The 24,438-nt window shown below is 69.1% G+C and carries 25 protein-coding genes; 17 read left to right on the top strand and 8 right to left on the bottom strand.

Annotated elements, in window-relative coordinates; genetic code table 11:
• Nucleotides 1-86 precede the first annotated feature (86 nt).
• The 3 genes from ACLF6P_RS27655 to ACLF6P_RS27645 all read right to left on the bottom strand — a co-directional run bounded on the left by ACLF6P_RS27655 (nt 87) and on the right by ACLF6P_RS27645 (nt 3,675).
• Nucleotides 87-1,538 (bottom strand): catalase, encoded by a 1,452-nt coding sequence (locus ACLF6P_RS27655; RefSeq protein WP_415953977.1) that lies wholly within the window; start codon nt 1,536-1,538, stop codon nt 87-89.
• A 236-nt stretch (nt 1,539-1,774) separates the two neighbouring features.
• The gene (locus ACLF6P_RS27650; RefSeq protein WP_415953975.1) at nt 1,775-2,689 is read right to left on the bottom strand and encodes a 2-hydroxy-3-oxopropionate reductase; all 915 of its coding nucleotides are present in this window, start codon (nt 2,687-2,689) and stop codon (nt 1,775-1,777) included.
• A 152-nt stretch (nt 2,690-2,841) separates the two neighbouring features.
• Nucleotides 2,842-3,675 (bottom strand): TIM barrel protein, encoded by an 834-nt coding sequence (locus ACLF6P_RS27645; RefSeq protein ID WP_415953974.1) that lies wholly within the window; start codon nt 3,673-3,675, stop codon nt 2,842-2,844.
• Between the two features lie 125 nt (nt 3,676-3,800).
• Between ACLF6P_RS27645 and ACLF6P_RS27640 the strand changes: the two genes are divergently transcribed.
• The 13 genes from ACLF6P_RS27640 to ACLF6P_RS27580 all read left to right on the top strand — a co-directional run bounded on the left by ACLF6P_RS27640 (nt 3,801) and on the right by ACLF6P_RS27580 (nt 16,816).
• Nucleotides 3,801-4,055, top strand: a complete 255-nt coding sequence (locus ACLF6P_RS27640; protein ID WP_415953972.1) for a hypothetical protein — start codon at nt 3,801-3,803, stop codon at nt 4,053-4,055.
• Nucleotides 4,052-4,432: a helix-turn-helix domain-containing protein gene (locus ACLF6P_RS27635; protein WP_415953970.1), complete on the top strand. Its 381-nt coding sequence runs from the start codon at nt 4,052-4,054 to the stop codon at nt 4,430-4,432. Before ACLF6P_RS27640 ends, ACLF6P_RS27635 begins: the two co-directional genes overlap by 4 nt.
• A 228-nt stretch (nt 4,433-4,660) precedes the next feature.
• Nucleotides 4,661-5,176: a 2-oxo-4-hydroxy-4-carboxy-5-ureidoimidazoline decarboxylase gene (gene uraD, locus ACLF6P_RS27630; protein WP_415953969.1), complete on the top strand. Its 516-nt coding sequence runs from the start codon at nt 4,661-4,663 to the stop codon at nt 5,174-5,176.
• A complete protein-coding gene (uraH, locus tag ACLF6P_RS27625) occupies nt 5,173-5,574 on the top strand; it encodes a hydroxyisourate hydrolase (protein WP_415953967.1) in 402 nt (133 codons plus the stop codon). The genes uraD and uraH overlap by 4 nt, the downstream gene beginning before the upstream one ends.
• A gap of 5 nt (nt 5,575-5,579) precedes the next feature.
• Entirely contained in the window at nt 5,580-6,503 is a 924-nt protein-coding gene (gene pucL, locus ACLF6P_RS27620; protein ID WP_415953965.1) for a factor-independent urate hydroxylase, read from the top strand.
• Nucleotides 6,504-6,751: 248 nt separating this feature from the next.
• Nucleotides 6,752-8,131, top strand: a complete 1,380-nt coding sequence (locus ACLF6P_RS27615) for an 8-oxoguanine deaminase (RefSeq protein WP_415953963.1) — start codon at nt 6,752-6,754, stop codon at nt 8,129-8,131.
• Between the two features lie 434 nt (nt 8,132-8,565).
• Nucleotides 8,566-10,014: a nucleobase:cation symporter-2 family protein gene (locus ACLF6P_RS27610; protein ID WP_415954041.1), complete on the top strand. Its 1,449-nt coding sequence runs from the start codon at nt 8,566-8,568 to the stop codon at nt 10,012-10,014.
• Between the two features lie 234 nt (nt 10,015-10,248).
• A complete protein-coding gene (locus tag ACLF6P_RS27605; protein ID WP_415953962.1) occupies nt 10,249-11,394 on the top strand; it encodes a substrate-binding domain-containing protein in 1,146 nt (381 codons plus the stop codon).
• 187 nt (nt 11,395-11,581) lie between these two features.
• On the top strand, nt 11,582-12,889 hold the full coding sequence (locus ACLF6P_RS27600; protein ID WP_415953960.1) for an ABC transporter substrate-binding protein: 1,308 nt from the start codon (nt 11,582-11,584) through the stop codon (nt 12,887-12,889).
• 209 nt (nt 12,890-13,098) lie between these two features.
• Complete coding sequence (locus tag ACLF6P_RS27595) at nt 13,099-13,947, top strand: carbohydrate ABC transporter permease (RefSeq protein WP_415954039.1); 849 nt, start codon at nt 13,099-13,101, stop codon at nt 13,945-13,947.
• On the top strand, nt 13,944-14,867 hold the full coding sequence (locus tag ACLF6P_RS27590; protein WP_415953959.1) for a carbohydrate ABC transporter permease: 924 nt from the start codon (nt 13,944-13,946) through the stop codon (nt 14,865-14,867). The genes ACLF6P_RS27595 and ACLF6P_RS27590 overlap by 4 nt, the downstream gene beginning before the upstream one ends.
• Nucleotides 14,868-14,929: 62 nt before the next feature.
• Nucleotides 14,930-15,916 carry a hydroxyacid dehydrogenase gene (locus ACLF6P_RS27585; protein WP_415954037.1) on the top strand — a complete coding sequence of 329 codons (987 nt, stop codon included), beginning with the start codon at nt 14,930-14,932 and terminating at the stop codon, nt 15,914-15,916.
• A 30-nt stretch (nt 15,917-15,946) separates the two neighbouring features.
• Entirely contained in the window at nt 15,947-16,816 is an 870-nt protein-coding gene (locus tag ACLF6P_RS27580; protein WP_415953957.1) for an alkaline phosphatase family protein, read from the top strand.
• 136 nt (nt 16,817-16,952) lie between these two features.
• On the opposite strand, the gene ACLF6P_RS27575 is transcribed toward ACLF6P_RS27580, so the two are convergent.
• The 3 genes from ACLF6P_RS27575 to ACLF6P_RS27565 all read right to left on the bottom strand — a co-directional run bounded on the left by ACLF6P_RS27575 (nt 16,953) and on the right by ACLF6P_RS27565 (nt 20,876).
• Nucleotides 16,953-18,527 carry a S8 family peptidase gene (locus ACLF6P_RS27575; RefSeq protein ID WP_415953956.1) on the bottom strand — a complete coding sequence of 525 codons (1,575 nt, stop codon included), beginning with the start codon at nt 18,525-18,527 and terminating at the stop codon, nt 16,953-16,955.
• A 471-nt stretch (nt 18,528-18,998) separates the two neighbouring features.
• Nucleotides 18,999-19,916: an aldo/keto reductase gene (locus ACLF6P_RS27570; protein WP_415953954.1), complete on the bottom strand. Its 918-nt coding sequence runs from the start codon at nt 19,914-19,916 to the stop codon at nt 18,999-19,001.
• A gap of 21 nt (nt 19,917-19,937) precedes the next feature.
• The gene (locus ACLF6P_RS27565; protein ID WP_415954035.1) at nt 19,938-20,876 is read right to left on the bottom strand and encodes an NAD-dependent epimerase/dehydratase family protein; all 939 of its coding nucleotides are present in this window, start codon (nt 20,874-20,876) and stop codon (nt 19,938-19,940) included.
• A 142-nt stretch (nt 20,877-21,018) separates the two neighbouring features.
• On the opposite strand from ACLF6P_RS27565, the gene ACLF6P_RS27560 reads away from it, so the two are divergent.
• Complete coding sequence (locus tag ACLF6P_RS27560) at nt 21,019-21,936, top strand: LysR family transcriptional regulator (RefSeq protein WP_415953952.1); 918 nt, start codon at nt 21,019-21,021, stop codon at nt 21,934-21,936.
• Here the strand turns inward: ACLF6P_RS27560 and ACLF6P_RS27555 are convergent.
• Entirely contained in the window at nt 21,905-22,351 is a 447-nt protein-coding gene (locus tag ACLF6P_RS27555) for an ATP-binding protein (protein WP_415953950.1), read from the bottom strand. The genes ACLF6P_RS27560 and ACLF6P_RS27555 overlap by 32 nt on opposite strands.
• Nucleotides 22,352-22,487: 136 nt before the next feature.
• Here ACLF6P_RS27555 and ACLF6P_RS27550 point away from each other — a divergent pair, with 136 nt between their 5' ends.
• Entirely contained in the window at nt 22,488-23,357 is an 870-nt protein-coding gene (locus ACLF6P_RS27550) for a helix-turn-helix domain-containing protein (RefSeq protein WP_415954033.1), read from the top strand.
• Nucleotides 23,354-23,539, top strand: coding sequence for a DUF397 domain-containing protein (locus tag ACLF6P_RS27545; RefSeq protein ID WP_415953949.1), 186 nt, complete (start codon nt 23,354-23,356; stop codon nt 23,537-23,539). The genes ACLF6P_RS27550 and ACLF6P_RS27545 overlap by 4 nt, the downstream gene beginning before the upstream one ends.
• On the opposite strand, the gene ACLF6P_RS27540 is transcribed toward ACLF6P_RS27545, so the two are convergent.
• The gene (locus ACLF6P_RS27540; protein ID WP_415953947.1) at nt 23,496-23,957 is read right to left on the bottom strand and encodes a hypothetical protein; all 462 of its coding nucleotides are present in this window, start codon (nt 23,955-23,957) and stop codon (nt 23,496-23,498) included. The genes ACLF6P_RS27545 and ACLF6P_RS27540 overlap by 44 nt on opposite strands.
• Nucleotides 23,958-24,059: 102 nt before the next feature.
• Between ACLF6P_RS27540 and ACLF6P_RS27535 the strand changes: the two genes are divergently transcribed.
• On the top strand, nt 24,060-24,425 hold the full coding sequence (locus ACLF6P_RS27535; RefSeq protein WP_415953945.1) for a MerR family transcriptional regulator: 366 nt from the start codon (nt 24,060-24,062) through the stop codon (nt 24,423-24,425).
• Nucleotides 24,426-24,438 lie beyond the last annotated feature (13 nt).

Raw genomic sequence — 24,438 nt, 5'->3', positions numbered from 1 at the left:
ATGCCACCCCTCATCCGGGCAAGCGGTCCGGGCCGGTGCCCGGGGTGACCTCCCGTCTCCCCGGGCACAGCTCATGCGGACGAGGATCAGTCGCGCAGGGCGCGGACCGCCTCCTGGACGCGCTTGCCGTAGTCCGCGTCGGCGGCGGCGAAGTGCGTGAGGTTCTTCTCGATGATGTCGTCGCGGGAGACCTGCGAGAGGCCGCCGGCGATGTTGGCGACGAGGCGCTGCTTCTCGTCCTCGGACATCAGGCGGTACAGCTCGCCCGCCTGGAAGAAGTCGTCGTCCTTGGTGTGGGCCGGGGCCTCGTGCGTACCCGTGTGGCCGTTGACCGCGAGCGGCGCCGACAGCGGCCGGCCGGTCTCGACCGGGCCGTCGAAGGAGTTGGGCTCGTAGTTCTTGACGCGGCCCTGGCCGTTGGTGGCCATGAGGCCGTCGCGGCCGTAGTTGTCGGCGGTGGTCGCCTTGGGGGCGTTCACGGCCAGCTGGGTGTGGTTGACGCCCAGGCGGTAGCGGTGCGCGTCCGCGTAGGCGAAGAGGCGGCCCTGCAGCATCTTGTCGGGGGAGGGGCCGATCCCCGGAACGAAGTTGTTCGGGGAGAACGCGGCCTGCTCGACCTCGGCGAAGACGTTGTCGGGGTTGCGATCGAGGACCAGACGGCCCACGCGCTGCAGCGGGTAGTCGCTGTGCGGCCACACCTTGGTCAGGTCGAAGGGGTTGAAGCGGTAGTCCGCCGCCTCGGCCGCCGGCATGATCTGCACGTACAGGGTCCAGGAGGGGTACACACCGCGCTCGATGGCCTGGAGCAGGTCGGTCTGGTGCGAGTTGGCGTCCTGGCCGACGAGTTCGGCGGCCTGCTCGGCGGACAGGGAGCGGATGCCCTGGTTCGTCTTGAAGTGGTACTTGACGAAGAAGGCCTCGCCCTCGGCGTTGGTCCACTGGTAGGTGTGGGAGCCGTAGCCGTTCATGTGGCGGTACGAGGCGGGGATGCCGCGGTCGCCCATCAGCCAGGTGACCTGGTGGGTGGCCTCGGGGGCGTGCGCCCAGAAGTCCCAGACGTTGTCCGGCTCCTGCTTGCCCGTGAACGGGTCGCGCTTCTGGGAGTGGATGAAGTCGGGGAACTTGATCGGGTCCTTGATGAAGAACACCGGGGTGTTGTTGCCGACGAGGTCGTAGTTGCCCTCTTCGGTGTAGAACTTCAGGGCGAAGCCGCGCGGGTCGCGGACGGCGTCCGCGCCGCCGAGGCTGTCGGCCACGGTGGAGAAGCGCAGGAACGTCTCGGTCTTCTTGCCGACCTCGGAGAGGAAGTCGGCCGAGGTGTATGCCGATACGTCGTCGGTGACCTCGAAGTGCCCGTAGGCGCCGGAGCCGCGGGCGTGCACGACACGCTCCGGGATGCGCTCCCGGTTGAAGCGGGCGAGCTTCTCGAGCAGGTGCTGGTCCTGCAGGAGGATCGGGCCACCGACGCCGGCGGTGGCGGAGTTCTGGTTGTCGGCGACAGGAGCGCCGGACTCGGTCGTAAGCACGCGCTTCGACATCGTGACCTTCCGTACAAATGCTTCGAGGACTGCGAAAACTGCTGCTGCGTCTGCGGTTTCAGGAGCGTATGTACGCGATGAAGCTGACGTCAACAGTTTGTTGAAACTGAAGTCTGGCGTTCCGGCCGACGGCGGCGCCTGGGCGCGACAGGACAGGTGTCAGCGCCGCCGCCGACCGGGGTTTCAGGGGGCCGCCGCAAAGGCGGCCCGGGGCTCACTCAAGGCGAGCCCGGGGCTCAGACCTGCGAGCCGGAGAGGCGCTCGACGGCGCGCAGCAGGGCCGAGTGGTCCAGGCCGCCGTCGCCCTGTGCACGCAGGGAGGCGACGAGCTGGGCGACCACGGCGCCGACCGGCAGCGAGGCACCCACGTTGCGGGCGGCGTCGGTGACGATGCCCATGTCCTTGTGGTGCAGGTCGATACGGAAGCCGGGCTTGAAGTCGCGGCCCAGGAAGTTGTCCTTCTTGCGGGTCAGCACGGTCGAACCGGCCAGACCGCCGTTGAGGACGTCGAGCGCGGCCTTCAGGTCCACGCCGGACTTCTCCAGGAAGACCACGGCCTCGGCGCAGGCCTGGATGTTGACCGCCACGATCAGCTGGTTGGCGGCCTTCACCGTCTGGCCCGAGCCGTGCGGACCGCACAGCACGATGGTCTTGCCGAGAGCCTCGAGGATCGGCTTGGCGGCGTCGAAGTCCGCCTGCTCGCCGCCGACCATGATGGACAGGACGGCCTCGATGGCACCGGCCTCACCACCGGAGACGGGCGCGTCGATGACGCGGATGCCCTTCTCCTTCGCGTTCTTCGCCAGGTCGATGGAGGTCTGCGGGGTGATCGACGACATGTCGATGATCAGCGCGCCGGACTTGGCATTCTCCAGGATGCCCTCGGGGCCGTAGGAGATGGCCTCGACCTGCGGGGAAGCGGGCACCATCGTGATGACGACATCGGCGTCCTTGACGGCCTCGGCGATCGAGCCGGCGGCCGTGCCGCCGTTGGCGGCGAGACGGTCGAGCTTGTCCTGCTCCAGGGTGTAGCCGGTGACGGAGTAACCGGCCTTGATCAGGTTCTCGGCCATGGGGGAGCCCATGATGCCGAGGCCGATCCACGCAATCGCCGGGCGGGCGGGCTGGGAGGTGGCAGCAAGGTTGCTCATGGTGATGGTGCCTTTCTCAAGCTCTTCGATACGTCTGTGAGTTGGCGCGACCGGGCCGGTTACCGCTCACCCGCACAGTGAGCGGTCATCCGGGGGACGTCAGCGCGTGAGGGTGCGCGCCTGAGGGTCGGCGCGCCGCGCGGGCCTGAGGCTCAGCGCGCCGCGCGGGCCTCGGCCGGCAGCCAGCCGAAAGATGCGGTCGCGTCGGGGGCCTTGTACTCGAGGCCCACGTAGCCCTCGTAACCGGCCTTCCTCAGCTGGTCGAGGAGGTCCTCGATCGGGAGCTCGCCGGTGCCCGGGGCGCCACGGCCCGGCTTGTCGGCGATCTGCACGTGACCGGTCTTCGCCACGTAGGCGTCGATGATCTGCGGCAGATCCTCGTCGTTCATGGCCAGGTGGTACAGGTCCATGAGGAACTTGGCGTTGCCGAGCCCGGTGGCCTCGTTCACCTTGTCCACGACCTCGATACCGGCCGACGCGCTGACCAGCGGGTAGAGCGGGGACTCCGGCTTGTTGAGGGTCTCGATCAGGAGGATCGCGCCGATGCGGTCGGCCTCCTTGGCCGCGAGCACCAGGTTCTCCAGGGCGAGCTTGTCCTGCTCGGCCGGGTCCACGCCCTCGACGCGGTTGCCGTAGAGCGCGTTGAGCGCCTTGCAGCCGAGCGACTGGGCGAAGTCCGCCGCGACCTTGAGGTTGGCGCGGAAGCGGTCCGACTCCTCGCCGGGTACGGAGACCGCACCACGGTCGGGGCCGGGCAGCTTGCCGGCGTAGAAGTTCAGGCCCGTGAGCTGCACGCCCGCGTCCTCGATGGCTGCCTTGAGGGCGTCGAGCTCGGTCTGGTCGGGGGTCGGGGTCTCGATCCAGGGCCACCACAGCTCCACCGCCGTGAAGCCCGCCGCGGCGGCGGCCGCGGGGCGCTCCAGGAGCGGGAGCTCGGTGTAGAGGATCGAGAGGTTCACATTGAAGCGCTGGTCCGTGTAACCCATGAGGGGTAGGCGCTCCTTCCGTATCGCGGAAGTTACTTTCTACTTGACGGAAGACTGCCTAAGGGCCTGGTCACCTGTCAAGTGGGGGCTCCCGCAAATTGCGGTCGCCCGGTTAGGTTGGCGACGTGCGATTGAGAGTGGAGTTCACGACCGAGCCCTTCGACCTCGACCAGGCCCCGGCGCATGCCGTGGCCGCCCGCGAGGTCATCGAGGCCGCCGATCTGGACGAGGTCGACGTCGGCCCCTTCGGGAACACCGCCGAGGGCCGGGCCGAGCCCGTCCTGGCCGCGGTCGACGCGCTGCTGCGCCGGTCGCTGGCCGAAGGCGCGACGCGGGTCTCCCTCCAGGTGAACGTGATCCAAGAGGGGGACCAGAAGTGACCGAGCCGCGAGACCACCCCTTCGCCGCAGCGGTGAAACCGCTGGTGGACGCCATGGGTGCCCGGGTCATCGCACCGGCCGAGGCCGGCGATGACGACGTGGTCCTCACCTGGGAGGGCGAGGACGTGCTCGCGGTGCGGCTGCCGCAGCTCGCGGACTCCCTCGACCACATCCTGGCGGCCCTGGAGCGCAAGCACGGCAGGCCCCTGGCGGAGCTCGACCGCAAGTCCAAGCAGGAAGTCGTACGCCTCCTCGAAGCGCGCGGAGCATTCTCCGTACGCCACGGAGTGGAGACGGTGGCCGGGGCGATAGGGGTATCCCGGTTCACCGTGTACAACTACTTGAACCGGGACAACGGCACCACGAAGAGCAAGTAGCCGCGTACCCGCAGAACACACCAAGCTCGGGGCACCCCGCCCGAACGAACCCACAAAGAATCACCTCCCGAAGCCCCAGGGGCGCCGCAGGGAGCCTGAGAGCCGCCGTCTGGAGCATCCGACGGCGGTTCTTTGTTCAATTCGTTTCAACAAAGTGTTGACGGGGTGTTGTGGAGGGGTCTTAGCTAATCCCCAGCCCGTCCAGCACCAAGGCCACGGAGGCTTCCCGTGACTTCGCGTACGACACCGGGGCTCACCCGGTTCAACACCTCGGACGAGACCGCGGCCGCCGCGGACCTCCACGAGGTGTGCAGCTCATCGGCCTGGGGCAGCAAGGTCCTCGCCCAGCGCCCCTACGCCGACACCGACTCCCTCTTCGCCGCCAGCGACGCCGCCATGGCCGAGCTGAGCACGGCGGACCTGGAGGAGGCCATGGCGGGGCACCCGCCGATCGGCCGCCCGAAGCCGGGAGACCCGACCTCGGCCCGCGAGCAGCGGGGCATGGCCGGCGCCTCCGAGGAGCTCAGGAACGAACTGCTCGAACTGAACCTCGCCTACCAGGAGAAGTTCGGCCACGTCTTCCTCATCTGCGCGACCGGAGCAACGGCCGAGTTCATGCTCGGCCAGATCAAGGTACGCATCGAGAACGGGCCCGAGCAGGAGCGGGAGATCGTCCGCACCGAGCTGGGCAAGATCAACCGCATCCGTCTGACCCGTCTCGTGGAGGAAGCAGAGCAGTCATGAGCACCGAAACCACCGCTTCGGTGTCCACGCACATCCTGGACACCAGCATCGGACGCCCCGCCGAAGGCGTCGCCATCTCGCTCGCGGCCCGCGCCGGATCCGACGCGGACTGGGTGGCACTCGGCGGATCCGCCACCGATGCGGACGGGCGCTGCAAGGACCTCCCGGCCCTGCCGGAAGGCACCACCCACGTACGCCTCGACTTCGAGACCGAGGCCTACTTCGCCAAGAAGTCCGCAAACCAGCAAGCCGAAACCCAGCAGGACGCCCCCGCGAATCGGGACAGCGGTGCGTTCTTCCCGGAGGTGGCGATCACGTTCGCCGTCACGCCGGGCGAGCACTACCACGTACCGCTGCTGCTCAACCCGTTCGGCTACTCCGTATACCGAGGGAGCTAGCAGACATGCCCACGATTCTGGGACAGAACCAGTACGGCAAGGCGGAGAACCGCGTCGTCAAGATCACGCGGGACGGCGCCACCCACCACATCAAGGACCTCAACGTCTCGGTCGCCCTCTCCGGCGACATGGACGATGTCCACCTGACCGGCTCCAACGCCAACGTCCTGCCGACCGACACCACCAAGAACACGGTGTACGCCTTCGCCAAGGAGTACGGCATCGAGTCGGCCGAGCAGTTCGGCATCCATCTGGCGCGGCACTTCGTGACCTCCCAGGACGCGATCCACCGGGCGCGTATCCGCATCGAGGAGTACGCCTGGGAGCGCATCGAGACCTCCGATGCCAACTCGAAGTTCATCGGCTCCGAGGACGTCAAGCACTCCTTCGTCCGCAAGGGCCAGGAGACCCGCGTCTCCGAGATCACCTACGACGGCTCCGAGTGGCAGGTCATCTCGGGTCTGAAGGACCTGGTCGTCATGAACTCCACCAACTCGGAGTTCTGGGGCTACATCAAGGACAAGTACACGACGCTCCAGGAGGCCTACGACCGCATCCTGGCCACCCAGGTCTCCTCGTGGTGGCGGTTCAACTGGACCGACGACGAGCAGCGGATGCCGAACTGGGAGCGGTCCTACGAGCAGACCAGGAAGCACATGCTCGAGGCCTTCGCCGAGACCTACTCGCTCTCGCTGCAGCAGACGCTGTACCAGATGGGCTCGCGCATCATCAACAACCGTTCGGAGATCGACGAGATCCGCTTCTCGCTCCCGAACAAGCACCACTTCCTCGTCGACCTCGAGCCGTTCGGCCTCAAGAACGACAACGAGGTCTACTTCGCGGCCGACCGCCCGTACGGCCTGATCGAGGCGACCGTCCTGCGCGACGGTGTCGAGCCGCAGATCCCCGTGGACCTCACCAACCTCTGATCCCGGCAGGGGTTCTCCCCGGACCCCGAGGAATCGAAAAGCCTCGACAACCTCCGACGCGAGTGCGCCGGCGTCATCCCCGGAACCGCCCCTGGCGGTTCCGGGGACCTGGAGGAGAGCGGGGGCATCTGCGCAACACCCGCAACGAGCAGCCGCGACGACGCGTTTGCACGTGCACCACGAACTCGGTCGTCACCCCGCTCGGCCCCCGGGTTCGTACATCCGAAGAGGAAGAACGAGGATCCGCCATGGCGGCTTCGCGCATCGTCATCGAAAACTGTGCCATCGCGACCGTGGACGCGAACGACACCGAGTACGCCTCGGGTTACATCGTCGTCGCCGACAACAAAATCGAGTCCCTGGGCGCCGGCAAGGCCCCCGAGAACCTCGAGAACGTGGTCCGCAGGATCGACGCCACCGGTCACCTCGTGACCCCCGGTCTGGTCAACACGCACCACCACTTCTACCAGTGGATCACCCGCGGCCTGGCCACCGACCACAACCTCTTCAACTGGCTCGTCGCCCTCTACCCCACATGGGCACGCATCGACGAGCCGATGGCCCGCGCCGCCGCCCAGGGCTCCCTGGCGATGATGGCCCGCGGCGGTGTCACCACCGCCATGGACCACCACTACGTCTTCCCGCAGGGCTCCGGCGACCTCTCCGGCGCGATCATCGGCGCCGCGAGCGACATGGGCGTCCGCTTCACCCTGGCGCGCGGCTCCATGGACCGCTCCGAGAAGGACGGCGGCCTGCCGCCGGACTTCGCCGTCGAGACCCTCGAAGGCGCGCTCGCCGCGACCGCCGAGACCGTCAAGAAGCACCACGACGCCTCCTTCGACGCGATGACCCAGGTCGCGGTCGCGCCCTGCTCCCCCTTCTCCGTCTCCACCGAACTGCTGCGGCAAGGCGCCGAGCTTGCCCGCTCGCTGGGCGTGCGCATGCACACGCACGGCTCGGAGACGGTCGAGGAGGAGAAGTTCTGCCACGAGCTCTTCGGCATGGGCCCCACCGACTACTTCGAGTCGACCGGCTGGCTCGGCGAGGACGTGTGGATGGCGCACTGCGTCCACATGAACGACTCCGACATCGCCGCCTTCGCCCGTACGAAGACCGGTGTCGCCCACTGCCCGTCGTCGAACGCCCGGCTCGCGGCCGGTATCGCCCGCGTACCGGACATGCTGAAGGCAGGCGTCCCGGTCGGTCTCGGCGTGGACGGCACCGCCTCCAACGAGTCCGGTGAGCTGCACACCGAGCTGCGCAACGCGCTGCTCATCAACCGCCTCAACACCGAGCACCGGGAGGCCGCGCTCAACGCCCGCCAGGCGCTGCGGCTCGGCACCTTCGGCGGCGCGCAGGTCCTCGGCCGCGCCGCCCAGATCGGTTCGCTCGAAGCCGGCAAGCTCGCCGACCTCGTGCTCTGGAAGATGGACACACTCGCCCACTCCTCCATCGCCGACCCGGTGACCGCGCTGGTCTTCGGCGCGGCCGCCCCCGTATCCGCCTCCTTCGTCAACGGCAAGCAGATCGTCGAGAACGACCGACTGCTGTTCGCCGACGAGGAAGCGATCGCCCGTGACACCCGCGCCGAGGCCCAGCGCCTCGCGCGGATCGCCGCCGGGGCCTGACCCGGCTCGCCGGCTCCTGCACGGAGCCGGCCCAAGGAGTCCGGTCGAGGGGGACGGCCCTCGACCGGTCGCCGTGGACCCGAGCGGGGTCCACGGCAGCCGAGGCCGGTGGGCGGGAGCCCGAGCGCTCCCGCCCACCGGACCGGTGACCGTCCCGACCGTTTCGAACCCCTCAGCACGGCGACCGCACATCGCTGCCCGACAAGTCAATACCGCGCACGATCGGCTCGATTCGCGCACAGGCGGCACGGATCGCGCACGAGCAGCACGAACAGCACCACCTGATCGACAAGCACGTTTGCACCATCTGTACGACCTCCATGACACCCGCGTCGCTGGCGACGCGTTAACCGACCGGAGGAACCGCCGTGGCAGCAACGCCCAGGGTTCGCAAAGCAGTCGCCGTGCCAGAGGACGAGAGCGTCCGCGACCAGATGCCCGAAAAGCACCCGGTCGACGAGAAGCTCCCGCCTCTCAAGATGATGACCAGCGGTCTGCAGCACGTAGCCGCGATGTACGCGGGTGTGGTCGCCCCGCCGCTGATCGTGGGAGCAGCCGTCGGCCTCTCCCCGACGGAACTCACGTTCCTGACCGGGGCCAGCCTCCTTTCGGCCGGTCTCGCCACCCTTCTGCAGACGCTCGGCGTCTTCAACATCGGAGCCCGGCTGCCGTTCGTCAACGGCGTCACCTTCGCCGGCGTCGCCCCCATGCTGGCGATCGTCGAACAGGCGAAGTCCGCTGGAAAGGCGGACGACGCGCTGCCGATCATCTTCGGCGCGATCATCGTCGCGGGCCTGCTCGGCTTCCTGGCCGCCCCGTTCTTCTCCAAGATGATCCGGTTCTTCCCGCCCGTCGTCACCGGCACCGTGATCACCCTGATCGGTGTCTCACTGATGCCCGTGGCCTTCGGCTGGGCCCAGGGGCCCAATCCGGGCGCTGACGACTACGGCTCGGGCAAGTACCTCGCGCTCGCCGGCATATCGCTCGTGATCGTCGTGCTCATCCGCCGCTTCACCAGCGGATTCGTCAAGCAGATCGCCGTCCTGCTCGGTCTGGTGATTGGAACGGTCGTGGCGATCCCGTTCGGCGTCACCGACTTCAGCGCCATCGGCGATGCCGACATCGTGGGCTTCCCGACGCCCTTCCACTTCGGTGCCCCGCAGTTCGCCGCAGCGGCCATCGTGTCGATGATCGTCGTGATGGTGGTCTCGATGACCGAGTCCACCGCGGACATGCTGGCCCTCGGCCAGATCGTGGAGCGCCCCGCCGACGAGAAGACGATCGCGGCCGGTCTGCGGGCCGACACCCTCGGCTCCGCGCTCTCGCCCTTCTTCAACGGCTTCATGGCCAGCGCCTTCGCGCAGAACATCGGCCTCGTCGCCATGACGAAGATCCGCTCGCGCTTCGTGGTCGCCACCGGCGGCGGCTTCCTGATCCTGATGGGCCTGTGCCCGATCGCCGCCTCGCTGATCGCCACCGTGCCCCGGCCGGTGCTCGGCGGCGCGGGCGTGGTCCTCTTCGGTTCGGTCGCGGCCTCCGGTATCCAGACCCTCGCCAAGGCGGGCCTGGACAAGGACAACAACGTCCTGATCGTGGCCGTCTCGCTCGCAGTCGGCCTGATCCCGATCGCGGCGCCGGGGTTCTACCACGCCTTCCCCGAGACCGCGATGATCATCCTGGACTCGGGCATCTCCACCGGCTGTGTCATGGCCGTCCTGCTCAACCTGGTGTTCAACCACGTCGGCAACAAGGACCGGCGGGATGCCGCCGAGATCGGACAGCCCATGGAAGCGGGGGAGACGTTCACGGAGAAGAAGGTTCCGGCCCAGGCGGAGTCGGAGCCGGAGCCGGCACCGGGGTCCGCACCGGCTTCCGCACACTGAGCCGATCCCCCCGGGACCGCCGCACCGCTCACGCGGCACCGGGCTGCGTCCTCCCCACGGCCGCGGCGGGCAGGCACTTCCCCAAGTGCCTGCCCGCCGCGGCCGTTTCCGTGCAATACGGGACGAAAGGTGCCCTCCGGGTTGGCGTGATCCTGCGGTGGGGATCGTTTTGATCGGAAGCGATCGATACGCTTGCCGCGTCCTGCCCGGCCGCACTCCAGGGGGAACCGAACCATGCGACTCCACGTCGACCAGCGCCATGAACGCGTCCTCGAACTCGTCCGTGAACGCGGCAGCATCCGCGTCGCCGAACTCGCTCACGCGCTCGGCGTCTCGCCCGTGACCCTGCGGCGCGATGTCGAGACCCTCGCCGCACGGGGCAAGCTGCATCGGATGCACGGCGCGGTGGTCTGGCCGTCCGGTGGCGGCGAAGGGCTGCCCCGTCAGGGCGCGGCACCGCGGCCCGATGCCGAGGGCCTGGTGATCGGCCTCGTGGTCCCCACGAGCAACTACTACTACCCCGAAGTCGTACGCGGGGTACGGGACGTGGTCGACGCGCGCGGAGCCCGCATCAACATCGGCATCACCAACTACCTGCCCGGCCAGGACGCCGAGCAGGCCGAGCGCCTGATCGCCGCGGGCGCGGACGGCCTTCTGCTCACCCCCACCTGGGACGAGGGCGCGCCCCGCGGCCGCGAGGGCGCCTGGGTGGCCGGCTTCGACGTGCCCACCGTCCTGATGGAGCGCTGGGCGCCGCACGGCCACCCGGCGGCGGCGCTCGACCGGGTCCGCTCCGACCACGGCCACGGAGCCGCCGAGGCCGTACGGCATCTCGCCTCACTCGGCCACCGCAGGGTCGGCCTGGTCCTGCAGAACTCGCCCACCGCGCGGCACCTGAAGTTCGGGTACACAGCCGCCGTCGAGGCCCTCGGTCTCGAGCGCGTCCCCGAGCTGCCCTTCGAGGACGATGCGGACCTGAAGCGCGGCGAGCGCTTCGAGCGCGCCTTCGGCTACCTGTGCGAACTCTTCGACGAGTACGGCGTCACGGCTGTGCTCATCCACAGCGACGCGGACGCCCTGATGCTGATCCCGCGGCTGCAGGCACGCGGCATCCGCGTCCCCGAGGACCTGGCGGTCGTCGCGTACGACGACGAGGTGGCGGGTCTCGCCGACCAGCCGCTGACCGCCGCGGCGCCGGCCAAGCGCGAGGTGGGTGCGCGGGCGGCCGAGCTGCTCATCGCCCGGCTCACCGCGGACCCGCAGGCCCGGCCCGGACCCCGGCAGCACATCGACCTGCTGCCGGAGCTGAGGGTGCGTACGACCTGCGGCTCGGCGCTCCGGGGCGTCCCTCAGGGGGGTGAAGCGGGCGGTAAGCGCTGAAGTCGGTCACGCTCAGACGTTCAACTGGCCGATCGTTTTGATTGAGTTGGTCGTTCGCTCTTGACGGTGATCGGTCCGGCCCAAATGATGGCTCCTGTTCAGCCCGTCCTCAGCAGTTCTTTCCGTAGCTGCGCCAGGCAGTTGAGCTCTGCCGCAGCACAGTTCGAGGTCTCGTAGGAGCCGTGCCATGTCGCGCACTTCCCGTACCGCCCGCATAGCCCTGACTGCATCGACCGCCTCCCTCGCCCTGCTCGTCACCGCCTGCGGATCGGACGGCGGCGACGATCCGGGCCAGGCGGGATCCGACGGCGGCAAGCCGGTCGAGATCACCTACTGGTCCGCTACCTCCGGCGCCAAGGAGACCGTCGAGGCCTTCAACAAGACGCACAAGGACATCAAGGTCACGTTCGGTCTGGTTCCGGCAGGCCCGGAAGGCGTCCAGAAGCTGACCAACGCGATCAAGGGCGGCAACGCCCCGGACGTGGCCACGATGGACTACTCCCAACTGCCCGAGTTCGCCAGCGCGGGCAACCTGGAGGACCTGTCCGGCGCGGCGGGTGACCTGGTCCGGGAGAAGTTCCCGGAGAACATCAACTCGCTGGTCAACCTCGGCGGCAAGACCTGGGCCGTGCCCTTCGACGTGACCCCGATCGAGATGTTCTACCGCAAGGACATCTTCGAGAAGCACCAGGTCGAGGTCCCCACGACCTGGGACGAGTACCGCGCCGCCGCCGAGAAGATCACCGAGGCCGACCCCGAGGTGAAGATCACCAACTTCGGCGGCGGCGACCCGGCGCTCCTCGCGGGCCTGTCCTGGCAGGCGGGCGCCAAGTGGTACGGCACCGAAGGCGATGCCTGGAAGGTCGACATGACCGACCCGGCCTCCAAGAAGGTCGCCACGTACTGGGACGACCTCCTCGAGGACGGCCTGGCCTCCAGGACCCCGCTGTGGGGTGAGGGCGAGCAGAAGGAGCGCGCCACCGGCAGGACCGCGACCATCATCAGCGCCGCGTGGAGCGCCGGCAGCTTCCCGGTCAGTTACCCCGACGCCAAGGGCAAGTGGGCCATCGCACCGGTGCCGACCTGGGACGGCAAGCCCGCCACCGGCATGTACGGCGGTACCTCGTTCATCGCGCCGAAGGGCTCCGACACCGAGGCGGCCGCCAAGTTCATCGAGTGGGTCACCACCGACCCGGCCGCGATGAAGGCCCGGATCGACTCCGCCAAGACCCCGAGCAGCGCCCTGCCCGCCAACGCGGAGATGCGGGCCGTCGCGGCCGCGGAGTTCGACACCTCGTACTTCGGCCAGGACGTCTACAAGCTGGCCGGCGAGGCTGCCGACTCCATCGTGCCCGGCTGGACCTGGGGCCCGGTGAACGGCGCCGTCGTCTCCAGCCAGGGCACCGCGGGCGCCGACCACACCAAGGCGCTCGACCTGGGCCAGTCGGCCGCCGAGAAGGCGATCGAGGACCGGGGCCTGAAACTCGCGGAGTAGCGGGAGTCCGGCGGCGTGATCGCCGGACACCGCCTGACCGCCCCGAGCGGACGGGTCCGGCACGCCGCTAGCCGCCGGGCCCGCCGCCTCTCCCGATTCGAAGGAGCCCACCGGTGGCCGTCCCTCTCACCACCCCTGCCAAGAGCCGCCCCCAGGCGGCCCGCGCCGACGGGAACCGGCCGGGCGAACGAGGCGCCGCAGCCCTGTTCATGGTCCCGTTCTTCCTCCTGTTCGCGCTGGTCACCCTGGCCCCGATCGGCTACGCGGCCTATATGAGCCTCTTCCGCGAACAGTCCTCCGGCCTCGGATTCGGCGGCACCGAGCGGCTGTTCGTCGGCGCCGGCAACTTCACCGAGACCCTCACCGACCCCGCCTTCCTCGCCTCCTTCGGCCATATCGCGCTGTACTGCCTCGTCTACATCCCCGTGATGATCGGCGGCGCCCTCGCCCTGGCCCTCCTGGTGGACAGCGCGCTCGCCCGCGCCAAGCGCTTCTTCCAGATCGCCTACTACCTGCCGCACGCCGTCCCCGGCCTGATCGCCTCGCTGATCTGGCTCTACCTCTACACCCCGGGCCTCAGCCCGCTCACCGAAGCACTCGCCGCGCTCGGCAGCGACTGGAACTTCTTCGGCAAGGACGAGGCGTTCTTCTCCATCGTCAACGTCTCGGCCTGGCAGTGGATCGGCTACAACATGATCATCTTCTACGCGGGTCTGCAGGCCATCCCGCGCGAGACCCTGGAGGCCGCCACCGTCGACGGCGCCGGAGCCTGGCGCACCGCACTCCAGGTGAAGATCCCGATGATCCGCTCCACCGTCGTCCTCACACTGCTCTTCACCATCGTCGGCGCCATCCAGCTCTTCGACGCACCCAAGCTGGTCCAGCTGCGCGCCGCCGAACTCGGCACCGACTGGTCGCCGACCATGTACATCTACGCGCAGGCCTTCGAGAACCGCGACTACGGCCAGGCCGCCGCGGCCTCCCTGCTGCTCGCCGTCGTCGCAGGTGTCCTCTCCTTCGTCGTCACCAAGCTCGGCAACCGCTGGAAGGCCTCATGAGTACCGACACCGCACCCCGCGCGGCTGCCATGCCCACCGCGCAGCCCACTCCGGTCCCGGTACGGGTCCGACGCGCCCGCCGCCCGCGCCGGTTCACCTCCAGGGCCGCCGTCCATGCCGTACTCGTCGTCTTCGCCGTCTACACCCTGATGCCGCTGACGTGGCTGGTCATCGCGTCCACCAAGAACTACCGGGACCTGTTCGCCACCAACCCGTTCGCGCTCGGCGACTTCCACCTCCTCGCGAACCTGCAGGCCCTGTTCGAGTACAACGACGGCATCTATCTGCGCTGGCTCGGCAACACGCTCCTCTACACCGTCGTCGGCTCGCTCCTGTCCACCTTGCTCTCGGTGGCCTGCGGCTACGCCTTCGACAAGTACCGCTTCCGCGGCAAGGAGAAGCTCTTCGGACTGGTCCTGGTCGGCATCCTCGTGCCCTCCACGGTCACCATGCTCCCGCTCTACCTGCTCTTCTCCGAAGCAGGCCTCACCAACACCTACTGGGCCATCCTCCTGCCCGGCCTCGTCAACCCCTTCGGCGTCTACCTGGCCCGCGTCTTCTCCGAGGGATACGTCCCCGGCGAGGTCCTCGAAGCCGCCCGCGTGGACGGCGCAGGCGAACTGCGTACCTTCCGCTCCGTCTCCCTGCCGATGCTCGCCCCCGGCTTCATGACCATCTTCCTGTTCACCTTCACGGCCTCCTGGAACAACTTCTACGGCGCCCTGATGATGCTCAGCGACGAGAGGCTGTACCCGGTCAACCTGGGTCTGTACGCCTGGATGAAGAACGTCTACCAGCAGCCGCAGCTCTACCCCCTGGTGATCATCGGCGCGCTCGTCGCCGTCGTACCCCTCATCCTCGCCTTCCTCGGCCTGCAGCGTTTCTGGCGCTCCGGCCTCACCGCGGGAGCCGTCAAGTGACCGTGACCGATACCCCGACCCCCGCCCCGTCCCGTACCCGGCGGCCCCGCACGGTCCTCGCGATGAGCGAGGAGACCAGGCAGGCCGTCTTCGACACCGAGGCACTCCGCCGCCTGGAGGACATCGCCTCGGTCGACCCGGATCTCCTCGTCACGGACTTCACCGACCCGAGCGGCGCCGCGCGGCGGAGCCTGCACGAGGCCGAAGTGCTGCTCACCGGCTGGGGCTGCCCGCCCCTCGACCACGAGGCCCTGCGCCGTATGCCCGCCCTCGACGCGGTCGTGCACGCGGCCGGCAGCGTCAAACACCACATCACCGAGGCCTGCTGGCAGCGCGGGATCGCGGTCACCACGGCCGCCGCCGCCAACGCACTGCCCGTCGCCGAGTACACGCTCGCCGCGATCCTCTTCGCCAACAAGCGGGTCCTCGAAGGAGCACAGGCCTACCGGGACCGCCGCGACCGGGTCGCGCTCCTGTCCCTCTTCCCCGGCGTCGGCAACTACCGGCGTACGGTCGGCCTGGTGGGCGCATCCCGGATCGGCCGCCGGGTCGCGGAGCTCCTGAAACCCTTCGACCTGCACGTCCTCATGCACGATCCGTACCTCGACGCGGCAGTCGCACACGAGCTGGGCGTGGAACCGGCCGACCTCGACACGTTGGTGACCCGCAGCGACATCGTCTCCCTGCACGCACCGGAACTCCCCGCCACCCGCGGCCTCTTCGACGCCGCACGCCTCTCCCTCATGCCGGACGGCGCCACACTGATCAACACGGCACGCGGCTCGCTCGTGGACACCGAGGCCCTCACGAAGGAGGTACGGACCGGCCGCCTGCACGCCGTCCTCGACCACACCGAGCCGCAGGTACTCCCCGCCGACTCCCCCCTCTACACCCTCCCGAACGTCCTGCTCACCCCGCACCTCGCGGGCTCCATCGGCGGCGAACTGCACCGCCTGGCGGACGCGGCGATCGACGAGATCCGGCGGTACGCCTCCGGCCTGCCCTTCCGCCACCGCGTGGACCCCACGACGCTGGCGCACTCGGCCTGAACAGGACCCGCCCGCCACGAAAGGCACCGCATGGCAACCCCTGCCACCGCACGAGCACCCCGCCGCCGTGTCCTGGTCGTCGGCATCGACGGCGTCACCCTCGACACCCTCCCCGCCGTCGCGACACCCCACCTCGACACGGTCTCCGGCGCGGGCTTCCTCGCCCCGGTCACCATCGACCCCGGCACGCCCACCATGTCGGGGCCCTGCTGGGCGACCATCGTCACCGGCGTCCGGATCGACAAACACGCCGTCTGGGGCAACGACTTCAGCGGCAACCGCCTGCACATCTTCCCCGACTTCGCGAGCCGCCTGAGCGCCGAGTACGGCGCCCACACCTACGTCGCCGCCGCCTGGCAGCCGCTGCTCACCGTCGCGCACGGCGGCCCCCTGTTCCGCACCCCGAGCCGTACGAGCCACATCGCCGCGCGCGCCGACACCGTCGAGGCCTGGGACGCGGCGGACGAGGCGGTCACCCGCGAAGCCGTCCGCGTCCTGACCGAGGACGACCCCGAGGCCTCCTTCGTCTACCTGGGCGCGGTCGACGAGACCGGGCACATCCTCGGCTGCGACACCCCGTACGAGGAGGCCGTCGCCCGCGCCGACGCACGGCTCGGCCGGCTGCTCGCCGCGCTGCGCGCCCGCCCCACGTACGCCGTCGAGGAGTGGACGGTCATCGTCGTCACCGACCACGGCCACCGCCCCGAGGGCGGCCACGGCGGGCGCTCCGCACGCGAGTCGACGGCGTGGATCGCCTCCTGCGGTCCGGGCATCGTGGCGGGCGCCCCGCCCGAGCGGGAACTGCGCCACGAGGACGTGGCCGCGCAGGTCCTCACCTCACTCGGCCGCCCCGCCGACCCGCACGCGACGCTGGACGGAACACCCTGGTCGAAGGGGTGACGAGCGGGAAAACGGAAACGGTCCGGCCGTACGCCAGGCGTACGACCGGACCGCGGACCGGTGAGGGCGGACTACTGACCCATGAGGTTCAGAGACTACTGATCCATGAGGATCAGAGACCACTGATCCATGAGGATCAGAACTGCAGACCCCAGGAGTCGATCTTCCCGGTGTCCCACCAGTAGTTGTCCGTGACGCGCAGCTTCCACGTGCCGTTGGCCGTCTCCGAGGAGGCGTTCACCGTGTACGTGGTGTTGATGTCGTTGCTGCTGCCGCCGCTGCCGAAGTTCTTGAGGGTGTAGGCGGTGCCGTCAGGGGCGATGAGCTGGATGCGCAGGTCGCCGATGTAGGTGTGCTTGATGTCCACCGGAACCTGGAGCGCGGACGGGGCGTTGCCGTCGATGCCCGACACGGTGATGGGCGATTCCACGGTGGAGTTGTCGCGGATCGGGTAGTCCGTGTTGTTCTCGAAGGAGTCACCCGGCGGCGGGGGCGGCTCGCTGCCGCCGTCACCGACGTTCAGGAGCCGGTTCGGCGAGCCGGAGCCCGGGTTGGAGACGACGCCGTTGCTGGCGGCGTCGACCAGGGCGTCACGCACCTGGGCCGGGGTGGCCGAGGGGTTCTCGGACTGGTACAGCGCGGCCGCGCCCGCGACATGCGGCGCCGCCATCGACGTACCGGAGATGGTGTTGGTGGCGGAGTCCGAGCTGTTCCACGCCGAGGTGATCGAGGAACCGGGCGCGAAGATGTCCAGGACCGAACCGTAGTTGGAGTAGGAGGCGCGCGAGTCACTGCTCGTGGTCGCACCCACCGTGATGCCCTCGGCGACGCGTGCGGGCGAGCGGGTCGAGGCATCGGTGGACTCGTTGCCCGCGGCGAGCGAGTACGTGATGCCGGCGGCGATCGAGTTGCGTACGGCCGCGTCCAGCGTCGAGTCGGCGCCACCGCCGAGGCTCATGTTGGCGACGGCCGGCTTCACCGCGTTCTGGGTGACCCAGTCGATGCCCGCGACGACGCCGGCGGTGGTTCCGGAGCCGTTGTTGTCGAGCACCCGGACGGCGACGATCTTCGCCTTCTTGGCGACACCGTAGGAGCCGCCCGCGACCGTACCGGCGACGTGCGTGCCATGGCCGTGGCCGTCCTGTGCGGTGTTGTCGTCGTCGACCGCGTCGTAGCCGTAACTGGCCCGGCCGCCGAAGTCGTTGTGGCTGATCCGGACACCGGTGTCGATGATGTACGCGGTGACGCCCTCACCGGCGCTGTCCGGGTAGGTGTAGCTGGAGTCCAGCGGCAGGTTCGCCTGGTCGATCCGGTCCAGGCCCCAGGATGGGGGGTTGGGCTGGGTGCCGGAGATGGTGAACTTGCGGTTCTGGACCACGGACTCGACCGCCGGGTCCGCGGCGAACCGCTTCGCCTCGGCCTCGGAGGCCTCGATCTCGTAGCCGTTGAGCGCCTTCTCGTACGTGCGCTCGATGTCGGCGCCGTACTGCTTGGCGAGCGCCTTGCCCTTCGCCGAGCCGGACTTGGCCTTGCTCGCGTCGAGCGTGACGATGTAGCTGTTGGCTATCGCTCCCTTGACGCCGGCGTTCTCGATCTCGCCGACGGGAGCCGCGCCTGCGTTCGGGGCGGAGACCATGCCCAGGGCGAGGGCCGCTACGGCCGCCCCGGTGATACTCGCCAGTCTTCGCCGTACGGGACGCATTTGTGCCATCTGAGGATCCTCCTCGTGGATGGTGCACTGGTGGGGGGTGGTGCGGGGGGTTGTCGAACAGCGCGAAGCGGCGCCATGGTCATGACAACCGGGGCGGCCACGTCGCTGCCGGAAAGATTGGCGGATCCATAGGAATCGCACAAGGGCCTTGCACGCGGTTAACGAGGGCGCCACATGCGTGACATGACATCGCATCAGATGGCGGGCGGGTGGTGACGTGCTGTCAAGAGCGCGCCGACCACGGGCAAGAGTACGCAGGGGGTTGTCACGAGCTTGCGGGCGGTGATCGAGAACGCGCAGATCACCGTCGTGAATTTTTCCGGACCGTGTTCACGAGTGAGCGGTCCGCCGTCGCGGGCTCGCGGGGTGTGATGACGAGCGCGAGGCCGTCAGCGCGAGTGCGCGGACGGCCACCACGGGCCTTTCTGTGAGGCCGCGGGCGACGACCCCCGTCCGTCGCCCGCGGCCGGTTCATGCGGGCAGCCGCTGCGGTGCGGTGGATTCCTCGCCCCACCGCGCCGCATCGAGGAGCGCCAGCTCCGCCGCCTCGAGCCGTAGCTGTGCGGCCGCCGCCGAATCGCGGACCGAGGACGGCCGGCTGGCCCCCGGCAGCGGGATCACCGCAGGTGAGCGGGTCAGCAGCCAGGCCAGGGCCACCTGGTGCGGGCTCACCCCGTGGGCTACCGCGACGCGGTGGAAGGCGGTGCCCGCCGAGGTCGCGCCGGACGGGCCGTCGAGGGAGCTGCGGGCGATTCCGCCGAGCGGACTCCACGGCAGGAAGGCAAGCCCCAGCTCGGTGCTCAGCCGCAGCTCCGCCTCGCTGTCCCGTACGGCGGGGGAGTACTGGTTCTGTACGGATACGAGGCCCTCGCCGAGGATCGCGTGCGCCTCCCGAATCTGCTCGGCCGTGACATTGGAGATCCCGGCCGCCCGGATCGTCCCTGCATCGAGCAACTCGCGCAGCGCGCCCACCGATTCGGCCCACGGGACGGCCGGATCGGGCTTGTGCAGCTGGTAGAGGCCGATCGCCTCGACGCCCAGGCGGCGCGCGGAATCCCGGGCCGCCTGCCGCAGATGGCCGGGGTGGCCGTTGACCGTCCAACTGCCGTCGCCGGGACGGCCACGGCCGCCCTTCGTCGCGACCAGCACATGCGAGGTGTCGCCGCCGTAGGCGGCGAGCGCGCGGGCGATGAGCTGCTCGTTGTGCCCGGTCTCGCCCGCGTGCCAGTGGTAGCTGTCCGCCGTGTCGATGAGCGTGACGCCCGCGTCGAGCGCGGCGTGGATCGTGGCGCGGGCGCGTGCCTCGTCCGGCCGGTGTTCGATGGACAGCGGCATGGCGCCGAGCCCGATGGCGCTGACGGGCGTGGCCCCGATGTGGCGCTGGTGCATGCTCCTGCTCCCTTTCCTCTTTCAGCGGGGCGTGTATACGGCTTCGTCGACGGCGCGCGGCAGCCACTTCCGCGTATCGGAGAAGGAGAAGCCGAGCCGGCTCGCGCGGTCGTTGCTCATGGCGTAGTGCCGGTCGAAGGAGAACGGCGAGGCCGGCTGCCCTGCGGCGACCGTCTTGTACGAGGCTGCTCGGCCCGTACGTTCCGCGATCACATCGACCAGTTCGCGCACATCGAGCGAGCCGTCCGAGCAGGCGTTCAAGGCGCCGGTGAACTCACCCTCCGTAGCGACCCACCGCAGCAGCTCCGCGAGCTCCGCGTGCTCGATGAACACGCTCGGCAACGGCCGCTCATGCACCACGACCGGCTCTCCCGCCCACACCCGGTCCACATAGTGCGCGAGCCGCCCCGTGAACTCCCGGGCACCGCCGCCCAGCACATGCGCACTGCGCACACTCACGAAGCCGAAGCCGAAGCCGGATCCGCCCTCCCGCGTGAACACCGCCTCCGCCTGCCGCTTGCCCTCCCCGTAATGCGCCTCCAGATAGGCCGCGTCACGCCACGGCAGATCCGTCCGCACCAGCCACGACGCGGGATCCACCGCCGACTCCGGTACGAGGGTGTCCGCGGCGAACACGGGCAGCTCGGCGCTCGCGGGGTTGTAGACCTCGATCGTCGACGTCATCACATAGCGCCGCGTACGTCCACGGAAGACCCGCACGGCGATCTCCGCCTGCACGGGCGTGTAGCAGACCTGGTCGACCACCACATCGAACTCCCGCGAGCCGAGCGCCGCCATCAGCGCGCCCTCGTCGTCCCGGTCGGCCACCAGATGCTCGACACCGGCAGGCGGACGGCTCGTCCCCCGGTTGACCACCGTGACGTGGTGCCCGCCCGCGTGCAGCCGCTCGACCAGCAGCCGCCCGAAGTACCTGCTGCCCCCGATGACGGCGACCTTCATCTGCTTCCTCCGCACATTGCTCTTGAAGTTGCTGTTCAAGGGCCGTGCCCGCGTGACCTCGTCTCGTTGCATGCCTTCATCCTGGACACCTACAGTCCCCAGCAGAAGTGCCCACTCGCTGAATCGGTATTAAGGAAAACTGTTGATTGATGTCCAACGGCTCCGCATCCTGCGCGCGGTCGCCGCCCACGGCAGCTTCAACCGGGCCGCCACCGAACTGCGCCTCACCCCCTCGGCGGTCTCCCAGCACATCGCCGTCCTCGAACGCAGCCTGGGCACCGAGGTCGTCTCCCGCAGCACCCGCGGCGTCACCCTCACTCCGGCCGGGCGGATCATGGTCGACGCCGCCGAATCCGTCGCGGCGGAACTCGCCCACGCCCGCGAACAGGTCGACCGCCTGGAAACCGGCCGTCCTCAGCTGACCATCGCCACCTTCAACACCGGCGGCCGCGTCCTGCTCCCCGCCGCCCTCGCCCGCCTCGCCGAGAAGCACCCCGGCACGGTCGTACACGTCCAGGGCGCCGAACCCGAGACCAGCCTGCCCCTGGTCCGCCAGGGCGCCGTCGACCTGGCCCTCGCGTACCACTTCGACGGGCCGCTGCCCCACTCCACGTCCCCGCGCAGCCGCCTGGCCTGGAGCCCGCTCCTGGACGACCCCCTGCACGTCGTACTGCCCCACGGGCACCCGCTCTGCGGCCGCGAAAAACTCGACCTCACCGAACTCGCCGCCGAACCCTGGGTCCTGGGCTGCCTCAAGACGGCGGACTTCCTCCATCGTCACGCCGAACGCGCCGGCTTCGAACCGGACGTCCGCTCCACCACCACCGACTACTTCTTCGCGACCTCCCTGGTCGCCGCGGGCCTGGGCATCTCCCTCATCCCCACGATGGCCCTGACCCCCCGCAACCCGGACATCCACACCATCCCCATCACCCCACCGGCCCCCACCCGCCACCTGGGCATCGCCACCCTCCGCAACCGCCACCACCCCCAGGCGGAAACCCTCGCGGAGGCCCTTCATGAGGCGGCTACGACCTGGCCCCCGCCCACCCCACGCTGACCGTGGCCCACACGGTCTTCCCGACCCCACCCACACGCTCCCGCACACCCCACTCATCGGCCAGCGCCCCGACGAGCCGCAGCCCACGCCCGCGCTCGGCGAGCGGCGCATCGGGTCGGGCGTGCGGCCGCCCGGAGCCGGTATCGGAGACCTCGACGCGAAGACGCCCACCGCCATCCATCTCCAGCCGCACCTCGAAGTCCCGTCCGGGCACCCGGCCATGCGTCACGGCATTCGCAGCCAGCTCACCCACAACGACCGCGACCCGCTCCGAACCCTCCTCGCCGTGCGGGATCCCCCAATCGTCCAGCTGCTGCACAGCCAGCCGCCGCGCGAGCCGCGCACCGCGAGGCGTCGCGCTGAAGCGCTGAGCGAAGGTCAATTTGCTTGCATCGGAGCTGATTTCGAGGTTCATGTCACCGAGCGTGGTCGGTCGGCTCTACGCTGACCAGGAGTGACGACGCGACGGTGCGTGACCGTACGGATGCGGCCGGGTGCCGTACGCCTCGTCGGTCGAAACCATGACGGGCGGGCACGAAGGCGGTACGGACATGGCGTACGCGGAGGTGGAGCGCAGGCCGGAGCGGCCTGCGGAAGTCGACGGCACAGCGCATCTGTTCCGCGCGCTGGGCCGCCAGATCAAGGTGCTGCGCGAAGCCGCGGGCCTGCAACAGAAGCAGCTCGCCGGCATGGTGCATGTGGGCGAGGACCTCATCTCGGCGATCGAACGAGCCGTACGGACCCCACAACCGGACCTTCTGGAACGCGCCGACGAGGTATTGAACGCGGGCGGCGTGCTGAGGGCGGCGATCCCCGACGTACGGGAGGCCCTGAAGAAGGCGCGGACCCGGCACCCCGAGTGGTACCGGGGGTACGCCGAACTGGAGGCCCAGGCCGTCGAACTGCACTTCTACGCGAACCAGGGGGTGCCTGGACTGCTGCAGATCGCCGAGTACGCGCACACGATCTTCTCCCACTGGCGACCACTGCTCGACGAGGCAACCATCGACAAGCGGGTTGCCGACCGGCTGGCCCGACAGCAGGTCTTCGAGCGCCGCCCCATGCCGCCCATCAGCTACGTACTGGAGGAAGTGGTCCTGGACCGCCCCATCGGCGGGTCAGAGGTCCACGCTGCCCAGCTGAGGCGGATCCTCGAAGTGGGCCGGATGCGCAACGTCGAAATCCAGGTCATGCCGACCGCCAGCGAGGAACATCCGAACATGGACGGCGCGTTCAACCTGTTGGTGCCCAACGGGCAGGACCACCAGATCGCTTACACCGAGGCGCAGGGGTACCCACGGTTGATCACCGATCCGTCAGAGGTCAGGCTGATCGCGGACCGCTATGGGATCATGCGCGCGAAGGCTCTCACGCCGCGTGAGTCCCTGAACCTGATCGAGAGAAGACTGGGAGCGCGATGAACACCACCGACCAGCTCACCTGGATCAAGTCCAGCTACAGCGGCGGGGCTGGCGGCGAATGCCTCGAAATCGCCCCGAGCCACGAAGACGTTCGTATCCGCGACTCCAAGCAGCCGAACGCCGCCCAGCTCGCCGTGACTACGACGACATGGAAGGCATTCGTGGAGTCAGTGCGTTCCTGAGTGCAGACCTGTGCAGCAACCATGGTCCGAGCTCGACGAGCGCGAGCGTCGCCTCGGTGACGACGAACGGCCACAGCCACTGCGGGCCGCCATGTGTCAGGGCATAGGCCATCCACGTCGAGAACAGCACGCGCGCGATGCCGTCGAACAGTCCGTGCACCGCCAATGGCCTGAGCACGCGCAGGGCCGCCCAGATGACCACGACCGAGCCCATCAGGTTCGCGTACAGGGTCTGCATCGGGTCGAGTTCGGGCATGGCGCCCAGCCCGAGCAAATCACCCGCCCAGGACAGTGCGTCATGCACCAGGGCAAGAGTCCACGGCGTCATGAAACCCGCAGTGACCACGAGGTCGTACCAGGCATTCCCACGAACGACGCGGAGATAGGCGGGGTGCGCGGGGGAGAAACGCTGGAACACGGTGAGGCTCCTGTCTGTCTCGTCGGCAACGAAGCCTCACGCTAAACAGTGGAGTACAGTCCAAGGTCAAGCCCGGGACCGATCTCTCGACGAGGGGAAGCCGTGCGCATCGGCGAGCTGGCGGCGCAAACAGGGACGACCAAGGACACCATCCGGTTCTACGAGAAGATCGGCCTGCTCTCCGGCCGGCGGCTGGCCAACGGATACCGCGACTTCCCACCGGAGACGGTCACGTGGCTGCACTACGTCCGCACCGCGCAGGCGCTCGGGTTCTCCCTGGCGGAGATCGCGCGCACCGGCGAGGCGCTTCGCGAAGCGCCCGACACCGCTGTGGCGTTGTCAGCGCTGTTCGAGGAGAAGATCCAGGTCATCGATGCCCGCATGGCCGAACTCACGGCGCTGCGGGCCGAACTCGCCGAGCGCGCCGGAACCGGATGCCCGCTGCGGCCATCCCCTCAACCCAGCTGAACACCCGTACCCC

This window comes from Streptomyces lothianensis (assembly GCF_047779955.1).
GTDB lineage: Bacteria > Actinomycetota > Actinomycetes > Streptomycetales > Streptomycetaceae > Streptomyces.
This window is presented reverse-complemented; position numbering and strand designations above follow the sequence as displayed.